10 protein-coding genes and 1 pseudogene are annotated in these 8,775 nt (G+C 69.6%); 5 read left to right on the top strand and 6 right to left on the bottom strand.

What is annotated here, in order from left to right:
• The first annotated feature begins 213 nt into the window (after positions 1-213).
• Complete coding sequence (locus tag OHT74_RS01830) at positions 214-753, top strand: EF-hand domain-containing protein (protein ID WP_266659879.1); 540 nt, start codon at positions 214-216, stop codon at positions 751-753.
• A 162-nt stretch (positions 754-915) separates the two neighbouring features.
• Positions 916-2,520 carry an NAD(P)/FAD-dependent oxidoreductase gene (locus tag OHT74_RS01825; RefSeq protein ID WP_328619047.1) on the top strand — a complete coding sequence of 535 codons (1,605 nt, stop codon included), beginning with the start codon at positions 916-918 and terminating at the stop codon, positions 2,518-2,520.
• A gap of 123 nt (positions 2,521-2,643) precedes the next feature.
• Here OHT74_RS01825 and OHT74_RS01820 read toward each other — a convergent pair whose 3' ends face one another.
• From OHT74_RS01820 to OHT74_RS01805, 4 genes are all read right to left on the bottom strand, one after another.
• Positions 2,644-2,868: a hypothetical protein gene (locus OHT74_RS01820; RefSeq protein ID WP_266659875.1), complete on the bottom strand. Its 225-nt coding sequence runs from the start codon at positions 2,866-2,868 to the stop codon at positions 2,644-2,646.
• Between the two features lie 337 nt (positions 2,869-3,205).
• On the bottom strand, positions 3,206-3,427 hold the full coding sequence (locus OHT74_RS01815; RefSeq protein ID WP_266999265.1) for a helix-turn-helix domain-containing protein: 222 nt from the start codon (positions 3,425-3,427) through the stop codon (positions 3,206-3,208).
• Positions 3,427-3,918 carry a DUF2975 domain-containing protein gene (locus tag OHT74_RS01810; RefSeq protein WP_328619046.1) on the bottom strand — a complete coding sequence of 164 codons (492 nt, stop codon included), beginning with the start codon at positions 3,916-3,918 and terminating at the stop codon, positions 3,427-3,429. Before OHT74_RS01810 ends, OHT74_RS01815 begins: the two co-directional genes overlap by 1 nt.
• Before the next feature lie 112 nt (positions 3,919-4,030).
• Complete coding sequence (locus tag OHT74_RS01805; RefSeq protein WP_328619045.1) at positions 4,031-5,149, bottom strand: serine hydrolase domain-containing protein; 1,119 nt, start codon at positions 5,147-5,149, stop codon at positions 4,031-4,033.
• A gap of 182 nt (positions 5,150-5,331) precedes the next feature.
• Here OHT74_RS01805 and OHT74_RS01800 point away from each other — a divergent pair, with 182 nt between their 5' ends.
• Both OHT74_RS01800 and OHT74_RS42055 read left to right on the top strand, forming a co-directional pair.
• Entirely contained in the window at positions 5,332-5,991 is a 660-nt protein-coding gene (locus OHT74_RS01800) for a TetR/AcrR family transcriptional regulator (protein WP_266659867.1), read from the top strand.
• 89 nt (positions 5,992-6,080) lie between these two features.
• A pseudogene (locus OHT74_RS42055) lies at positions 6,081-6,241 on the top strand (IS30 family transposase); the annotation flags it as partial.
• Positions 6,242-6,359: 118 nt separating this feature from the next.
• On the opposite strand, the gene OHT74_RS01795 reads toward OHT74_RS42055, so the two are convergent.
• Positions 6,360-6,599, bottom strand: a complete 240-nt coding sequence (locus tag OHT74_RS01795; protein ID WP_328619044.1) for a hypothetical protein — start codon at positions 6,597-6,599, stop codon at positions 6,360-6,362.
• Positions 6,600-6,792: 193 nt separating this feature from the next.
• A complete protein-coding gene (locus OHT74_RS01790; RefSeq protein ID WP_328619043.1) occupies positions 6,793-7,017 on the bottom strand; it encodes a hypothetical protein in 225 nt (74 codons plus the stop codon).
• A gap of 230 nt (positions 7,018-7,247) precedes the next feature.
• Here OHT74_RS01790 and OHT74_RS01785 point away from each other — a divergent pair, with 230 nt between their 5' ends.
• Positions 7,248-8,720: a sialidase family protein gene (locus OHT74_RS01785; protein WP_328619042.1), complete on the top strand. Its 1,473-nt coding sequence runs from the start codon at positions 7,248-7,250 to the stop codon at positions 8,718-8,720.
• Positions 8,721-8,775 lie beyond the last annotated feature (55 nt).

Below are 8,775 nucleotides of genomic sequence, written 5' to 3'. Positions count from 1 at the left end.
AATCCCTGCGCCCCCATCCTCCGCACCGCCCGCGACGGCAGCGCCGCATCCGGGTCATCCACAGCGTCCTGGTCGAAGAGATGACTTTTCGGACCGCGTCACCCGGAATGGTCAGGCATCCGCTCCTTCCGTGCGTAGGGGACGTGACCTGTGGTTTCCTGGGCCCGCCTCGTGTGTAGCGAGGCGACTACGTGGAGTGAAGGGGATGTTGTCGTGAGCGTTCTGGACATCAAGCTGGACCGGTCGTTCGATGTCTTCGACTCGGACCGCGACGGGCGGCTCGAGAAGTCGGACGTCATCGTCCTCTCGGACAGGCTCGCCGAGTCACTCGGTGTTGCTCCGACGGTCGTGGCCGGCCTTCGGGGCTCGTTGGAGGACCTCTGGGACGCCGTCTTCCAGAGGATGGACAAGAACGACGACGGAGTGGTCGACCGACAGGAGTTCCGGGCGGCGTTCCGGGCGCGGATCGTCACGGATCAGAACAGGATCTGGGAAAGGATCCGGAACATGAGCAATGCCTGGACGGAGCTCGGCGACCGCGACGGCGACGGCATGCTGAGCCGGGACGAGTACACCTCGCTGCTCCACGGCATGTTCCGTTTGCCCCGCGAGACCTTCGACGAGGCGTTCAATCAGTTGGACGTCGACGGTGACGGGCAGCTGAGCCGTGACGAGATCAGCTCCGCAATGAAGGAGTACTACACCAGCGACAACTACTCGGCCCGCGGGAATCAGTTCTTCGGCCGCCTCTGAGGGCTGTCCGAGGCGGCCCGGGAGAAGGAGGGGGGTACGCCGTCTTTGCCCTCTGCGGCCCCCGCCTTCGTGCAGTGGCTTCTCCAGACCGGTTCGTATGGCGTCCCCGCTCGTTGACCGGGAGAGGAAGCCGATCACTCAAAACCTGCTGGAGGACCTCTGATGGCCGATGCCGCACTGCCGGTGATTGTTCTCTCCGACTCCGACCCGCTGCGCCGGCATGAAACCGCTGAGCTGGTGCAAAGCTGGTACCGGACGTCCTTCCGCGTGCTGCAGGTCGGAGGGCAGGCGGAGGTGATCCGCGCGCTGCGCGCGCTGGCCGACCGGAAGGTACCGGTGGCAGCCGTGCTCGCCGACGAAGCACCGGACCCGGGTGCCGCGCAGCACCCGGGCGTGCGCTGGCTGTCGCTGCCGGCCGCGCGCGGCAATGCGGAGTCCGACACCCTTGTCGGGGCGGCCGGGGACAATGGCAACCCGGCCGAGCACCTTCGTGGCACGCTCGACGATTCCCTGTGCACGTGGAACGCCGACTGCGACGGTGGTCTGCCGACCGCCGAGGTGCGCGGGAGCCGCTTCTCACCCGCGGCCTACGCGGTGCGCGACTTCCTCGGCCGCAGCGGCGTGATCTTCCGCTGGCTCCCCGAGGAGGACGTACGGGACGCCCCGGTGACCGTCTGCCTCGGGGACGGCACCGAGATCGTGGATCCTTCGATCAGTGACCTGGCCGAGCGGCTCGGTCTCATCCGGCCGGCCGAACAGGATCACTACGACGTCGCGGTGATCGGCGGTGGCCCCGGAGGTCTCTCCGCGGCCGTGTACGCCGCTGCCGAGGGCATGAGCGTGGTCGTGATCGAGGACGACGCGCCCGGCGGGCAGGCGGGATCGACGTCGCGGATCGAGAACTACCTCGGATTCCCCGTAGGCCTCACGGGTGGCGATCTCGCCCAGCGTGCCTTGCAACAGGCCCTTCGTGCCCGCGTCGAGTGGCAGCCCACCCGAGTGGCCAGTCGGGTGACCCCGACGGACACCGGTGACCACACAGTCGAGTTCGTCAAGGCGGGTAGGGATGAGACGGCCTCGGTGACAGCGGCCGCGGTGGTGGTCGCCACGGGCGTGGACTGGAACCGCCTGACGGCTCCCGGCGTCGAGCGCCTGCTCAACTCCGGTGTGTACTACGGCGCATGCCTGTCCGATGCCCCCTCGGCTGCCGGGGAGGACGTGTACATGGTGGGCGCGGGCAACTCCGCCGGACAGGCCGCCCTTTACTTCGCGCGCTACGCCCGCACCGTCACCTTGCTGGTGCGGGGCACCGACCTCGGCGCTTCCATGTCGAGCTACCTGGTGCAGCGCATCGAGCGGACGCCGGGCCTGCAGGTCCTCCTGGGGACCGAGGTGGCCGAGTGCCACGGCGGGACGACTCTCACCGGTCTCACTCTGCGCGATCGCGAAGGCGGCGAGCGAACGGTCCCTGCGCACTGCCTCTACGTGTTGATCGGCGGCCACCCGTCGACCGACTGGCTCGGAGGCAAGCTGAAGCTCGACGGCCGCGGATACGTCCTGACCGGAATCGGCGGAGCCGGCCCGGGCGTGCTGCCGATGGAGACCAGCGTGCCCGGCGTGTTCGCCGTGGGCGATGTGCGCTCCGGATCCGTCAAGCGGGTCGGCGCCGCCGTGGGTGAAGGAGCCGCAGTCGCCCAGTGCCTGGTCGAGTACCGCCGGCGGCATCCCGAGCGCTTCCGGGATGCGCGAGCGGCCTGCGGCTTCTGACGGACACCGCCCGGCAGAGCGGCTCGCCGCGGACGCCGCCCCTCCCGCCGGAGCGGGCCGCCGAGACCCTGGCAGGCGTATCCGTCCTCCCGCCCCGGTGTGCCCCATCGCGCCGGGGCGGAATCAGCCGCCGCCTCTGTGGAGGAAGAGGAGAAGGCTGCTCGCTTGGGCGGGGGTCAGGTCTACGGGAACGTCCCGGGCAGCCGGTTTCCCATCGGCAATGGCGAGGAGGCGGGCCTCGGCTTGTTCGGGTGGGACGCTGTCGAGGATTTCATTGATCAGTTTCATCATCTCTTCGTCCGAGAGTGCTTCCGGATCGACGAGGTTCTTCGGCTTCTTCTTGTCCATTTCCGGCCTCACCGCGTAGTCATGTGCTCGAACTGGACCCGACACTGCCCGTGTCCGTCCGCCTGCGGGCAGGGTCGGATCCGTCCTGTCACCAGCCCGGACGAGCCCCACACCTGGGTCCGACCCGGCGCACGAGTGGCGGGGCCGCGTGGCTCAGGCACCGGCTTCGGCCCTGTGGGAGGACACGTCTCAGGGCCGACGACGCCCTCCTGCTCAGCATGGGCGATGCGCGGGAGGCCCGCGAGGCGAGCTGGGCAGCGCAATCCGCGTTCACACGGTCCACGTGCCGTGTCACGGGCGGGTGGTGCCAGGCGTCTTCACGCCCGCGCTGGGCACGTCAGCCGCCCGCGGCGTCCTCGGCCTCCCAGCGCAGCAGGTCTCCCGGCTGGCACCTGAGCACTTCGCAGAGCGCGGCGAGCGTCGTGAAGCGGACCGCCTTGGCCCGGCCGTTCTTGAGTACCGCCAGGTTGGCGGGCGTGATCCCTACGCGCTCCGCGAGCTCGCCGACGGACATCTTCCGCCTGGCCAGCATCACGTCGATGTCGACGGTGATCGGCATCAGATCACCTCGTCCAACTCGGCCTGCATGTGGGCGGCTTCGACGTCGCGCGCGACGGCCTGGGCGAGCAGCATCCGCAGCACGAGCACGATGAGCGCGACCCCCAGGATGGCCAGGCCGACCCCGCCCATGATGACGGTGACGCCCGGGTCGTCCCGCTGGCCCGGCGCATTGACGGCCGTGACCGCGAACCACAGGACGGCAGCCGCCACGATCGCGCCGATCACGGCGTCCACGTACCGGAAGGCGGCGTGGGAGAACACGGTTCCGCGTCGCACCATCGTCACCAGCCGCCAAACACTGACCAGGGCGACCTGGGCCGACAGCATGCCCAAGACCGTGATCACGCGCAGCGGGGTCAGCGGGAGCGCCCCGTCCTCCGGGTCGCTCCCGCTGACCAACACCCACACCATCAATACCTGCACGAACACGGTGCCGGCGAGTACCAGCGCGAGCACGGCGCGCAATGCACGCACGGTCAGCTTTCCCATCGCCCATCCTTCCATCGAGTTGCGATGTGAATCTATCGAAATTCGATAGGCGAGACAAGGGTCGGGACGAGGGAGTGGGCGGCGGTTCCGCACCGTGGCGACACGCCGCCGCTCAGCCGTACATCGCCACGCGGTACAGGGCCGCGAGCGCGCCGTCGATGGGATGCGGCTGCGGCCTGCCCGAGGAGTCGAGCCTGTTCCACCTCTGCGTGTTCACCGCGACCGCCATCTGCCGTGTGCCGTCGGCGCGGGTCATGGCCAGCGCTCCACCACCCCAGACCGTGCCGCCATGACCCCAGAAGGTGTCCTGCCCCGGCTCCTCCACGGGGTGCAGCCCGAGGCCGTACTCGATCGTCTTTCCCTCCTGGGAGACGACTTGGACCGTGCGTTGCATCTGCGCCAGCGACGACGGGCTGACGATCTCACCGGCCAGCAGCATGGCGTAGAAGCGGTTGAGATCCGTGACGGTTGATATCAGCGAGGCCGAAGGGCCCACCCATGACATGTCGTAGACGCTGTAGTCGCGCGGCGGGTCGATCATGCCGAACCACGCCTCGTAGAGCTGCGAGTGCGGCCCGTTGATGTACGGCCCGCTGGGGATCTCGGTGTCCTGGAGCCCGGCGCGCTCGATGATGTTCTCGGTGATGTACCGCTCGGCCGTGGTGTCGGTCGCCTGTTCCAGGAGTTCGACGAGGAGCAGGTAGTTGGTGTTGGAGTACACCCCCAACGCACCACCCGGGGCGCCGACAGCAGGTGCGGCGACCCCCAGCTCGATCAGCTCGACGGGGTCGAACCGCGTGAACCGGTGGTCGTCCAGGCTCTGGGGGCTGGTGTTCGCGAGGTCGGGGAACGCCTTGAGCGAGGGGTAGGCGTACGGGAGGTACTCGGCGAGGCCGCTGGTGTGGTTGAGCAGCATCCGGACCGTGATCGCGGCACCGCGTTCTCCGGGAACCAGCTTCGGAAGGTACCGGCCGATCGGAGAGTCGAGACCGATCCGACCGCTCTCGACCTGCTGCAGAACCGCAGCGGCGGTGAAGGTCTTGGTGATGCTGCCGACGCGGTGCCGCATGTCGGCGGTGACAGGGCGACCGGTAGCGACATCGGCGACCCCGGCGGCGCCGTGCCAGACCTGGTCGCCGTCACGCACCTCGGCGAACAGCCCCGGCACCCCGGCGCGGTGGACGTTTTCAATGGCGGCGTTCAGCTCCGCGGGATTCAGTGGGTTCCTCACAACATGCGTCCTTTCGCCTTCCCCGGGTCGAGCTCCACGTCGGTCGCCCGGCCCAGGTAACAGGGCACGAGTGGCATGCCGGCCCGCCTGCTGCCGGGCCGGCACGCTCATGCCCCATTATGCACGCAGTGCGTGCAACACCGAGTGCATAGGTTAGACTGAGACCCGGCGAGAGGACTGAGATGACGCGGCGAAGGCGCTGGTCGACCGAGGAGATCCTGGATGCGGCGGCGGAGCTGCTACGCACGAGCGACGCCGATTCGTTCAGTGTGCGCAAGCTCGCCGCTGCCCTCGGAACCGATTCCTCCAGCCTTTACCGGCACTTCCGCAGCAAGACCGAACTGCTGCGCGCGGTCGCCGACCGGATCCTCGCGGCCGCTATGGACGGCTACCGCCCCGAGGGCGACTGGAAGCAGCGCATCACTACCCTTGCCCTGCGCGTGAGAGAGGCCTTCGGTCAGCAACCCCAACTCGCCGCGGTCTGGGGACGCTATGCGTCAGGCGGCACCGGTTCCCGGCTGGTCATGGAAGAACTGCTTCAGGCCCTGCGAGCGTCGGGACTGCCCGACGAGGAGATCCCGGCGCGCTACCACCGGATCGCGGTCCTCATCGCCTCGCTGATCGCCTCCGAGGCCGGGGTCAGCACCATCACCGCCGAAGAGTACGAACAGGGCATGGAGCTGTTCCGTGTCGCGGTACTGGGCGCCAACCCCGAACGCTTCCCCGCCCTGGCCCACTTCGCGCGCGACGTCCGCCCCCTCGGGGCAGACCGCCGCGCCGCGTTCGAAGAGATCCTCGCCGCCCAGCTCGCCCACATCGAGGCCGCAATCTGCCCGAGCTAGCCGACCGGCTCGGGAGCGTCGGCACACGATGGCGAGCCCAAGTGATCAACGCACCGCCCGCGGATGATCATGTGATCGTGGAGGCACAGGTGCGTGACTACGGCTTTCGCCGGCTCAGCAGGATGAGATCTGGCGGCGCCGGCGCGAGGGGCAGTCGTTCAGCTTGATCGGGCGGGCACTCGGGGCACCGATGCAGCACGCCCGTCGGTTCCTGTACCAGAGCGGCGGCGTCCGTCTCACGCCTCAGACCATCGCCGCCCTGGCCCGCGAGCACGGCGTCAGCCGCGGCGCCATCCGCACCGCCGTCGCCGACCTCATGCCCGAGCACGTCGCAGCCGACGAAGGCACCCCGGTCCCGGAACTGCCCGTCACCTCGACATGGCCGGCAAAGTCGCCGACTTCTGGGCCGCGCCACCGGCCTGGACGACGCCGAGCGGGCCGCGCTCGACCACGGCGTGACCGTACGGATTCGCGCCGTGCCGTCTCTCCTTGAGCGCCTCGCACAAGCCCGCCCCGCCATGGACCTCGGCACCCCTGTCGTCGAACAACTGGCCACGGCCGTCCTCCTGAACGAGCGCCAGACGGAGCGGTCCGATGCGCTCCGGCAACTGCGATCGCAACGTGACGCACTGAGGCGAGCACTCACCCAGTACCTGCCCGACGTCCAAGCAGCCCTGCCGGCAGGAGGTGTGACGCTGTGGAACAGAGTTCCCCGAGTCCATCAGCTCACGGCTGGCGGCGATCGCGCCGGACTACGGGGTGACCATCGCGGCCGGACCACGATTCGGAGCCGGCGGGGCATTAGTGTGAGCGCCGGCAACGCCGACCGAGTCCGCCCGGCCTGCGGACGTTGGCGAGATACTGCCCGATCGCGACGTCGAGGATCGCGGCTCCCCGCGGAGCTGCGAGGGTGCCGTCGAGTGCCTGGTAGGCCTGCGCGGCCGCGAGGTTCTCCGCGAACGCGGCGTCTGCGGTGTTCCACACGATCCTGAGCTCTGCCAGCTCGGCCGCCCGCTCCCTGGACATGCTCCCGGCCCGGCAGGCCCGGCAGGCCCGGCGCCCGGTCGGCCCCGCCGTGCTCCTCGGCGACGCGGGGGTGGACTCAGTCGTCCGGCCCATCAAGGGCACCGGCCACGACGCCGAAAAGGATCAAGCGGAGTCGTCCCACCCTCGCGTTCCGGTATGCCTCCGCGCCCCACGCCGCCCTGATGACGGCGGTCCCGCACCCGGCCGCCGAGGCCCGGAGGAGATCCCGCATGCGCGTCGTCCTGCCCTTGACCGCTGTTGCCACCGCCGCGCTCCTGCTCACCACGGTCACCGTCGCGACTCCCGCCGCGGCAGGCCCGAGCCCCGACGGCGCACCGCTGGTCAAGGTGTCCCACGGCGACCCGTACGCGAACTGCACCATCGGCGCGATTTCTCCCGACAGCGTCGTCTATCCGGGCACTGAGGTCGAGCCGTACCTGTCCGTCGATCCGCGCGACTCGAAGCGCGTGGTCACCGTGTTCCAGCAGGACCGCTGGAACGACGGCGGCGCCCGAGGCCTGGTGGCCAGTTGGACCACGGACGGCCACACCTTCCACCGGAGCACGCTGCCGTTCAGCCTGTGCGCCCCGGGCGGCGCGGACTTCGAACGGGCCACCGACCCCTGGGTGAGCACCGGACCGGACGGCACCGTCTACGCGAGCGGCGAGGGCGTCGACTTCACCAAGAGCACACGCACCGCCCTCCTGGCCGCAACGTCCCGCGACGGTGGCCGCACCTGGCGCAACCTCACCACCACGCACGTCGACGAGCAGCCGTTCTTCAACGACAAGCCCTCGCTCACCGCCGACCCGATCCGCAAGGGCACCGCCTACCAGGTCTGGGACCGCCTCGACAACCACCCGCCCGGCCCCAGCTCCCTCGACGGTCCGGGCTACATCTCCCTCACCCGCGACGGCGGCCGCACCTGGAGCGAGGCCCGGCTGTTCGTCGACACCAGCACCGTGCCCAACACGCAGACCATCGGCCATCTGATCGTCGTCGACCGCCGCACCGGCACCCTGTACGACTTCTTCGACCAGATCACCTACTCCGACGACTTGAGCAACGTCACCGAAGCCCACTACGCGGTGGTCACCTCGACCGACGCCGGCGAGACCTGGAGCGCCCCGGTCACCGTGGCCAAGGACACCTCCGTACCGGAGGTCGACCCGAACGACCCCACCAAGCTGCTGCGCGCCGCGTCCACCCTGCCCAGCCCGGCCGTCGACCCGAAGACGGGCACGCTCTACATGGCCTACGAGGGCGCGGACTTCTCCGACGGCAAGTTCGACTCCGTCCAGCTGGTGCGCTCCACCGACGGCGGGCGCACCTGGGGGGCCCCGGAGCTGATCAGCCCGGAGGGCGTGCCGGCCTTTTCCCCGTCGATCGCGGTCGACGAGCGGGGCACGGTCGCGCTCACCTACTACGACCTGCGCTTCCTCAAGCCGGGCGACACCACCACCCTGCCCACCGCCTACCAGCTGGCCACGCTGCCGCACGGAGACCCGAAGCTCCGGACCGAGCGACGGATCTCGCGGGTCTTCGACTGGCTGCAGGCCCCGTTCGCCGGGGGCTACTTCCTCGGCGACTACCAAGGCCTGGTGGCAGACGGCAAGGGAGTACGGGCGGTGCTGACCGAGACCCACTCCGGCGCACCACAGAACCGTACGGACGTGTACAGCGGCAGTCTCCGCACCCGGTGACCGCCCCGGGCGCCGTCGGCCGACCCGAAGTGTGAACCGAGCGTCCCTCGTCGGG

It is taken from the genome of Streptomyces sp. NBC_00354 (genome assembly GCF_036106915.1).
In the GTDB taxonomy this organism is placed as follows: domain Bacteria; phylum Actinomycetota; class Actinomycetes; order Streptomycetales; family Streptomycetaceae; genus Streptomyces.
Note: the sequence above shows the minus strand (reverse complement) of the source record. Positions and strands in the feature narration are given on the sequence as shown.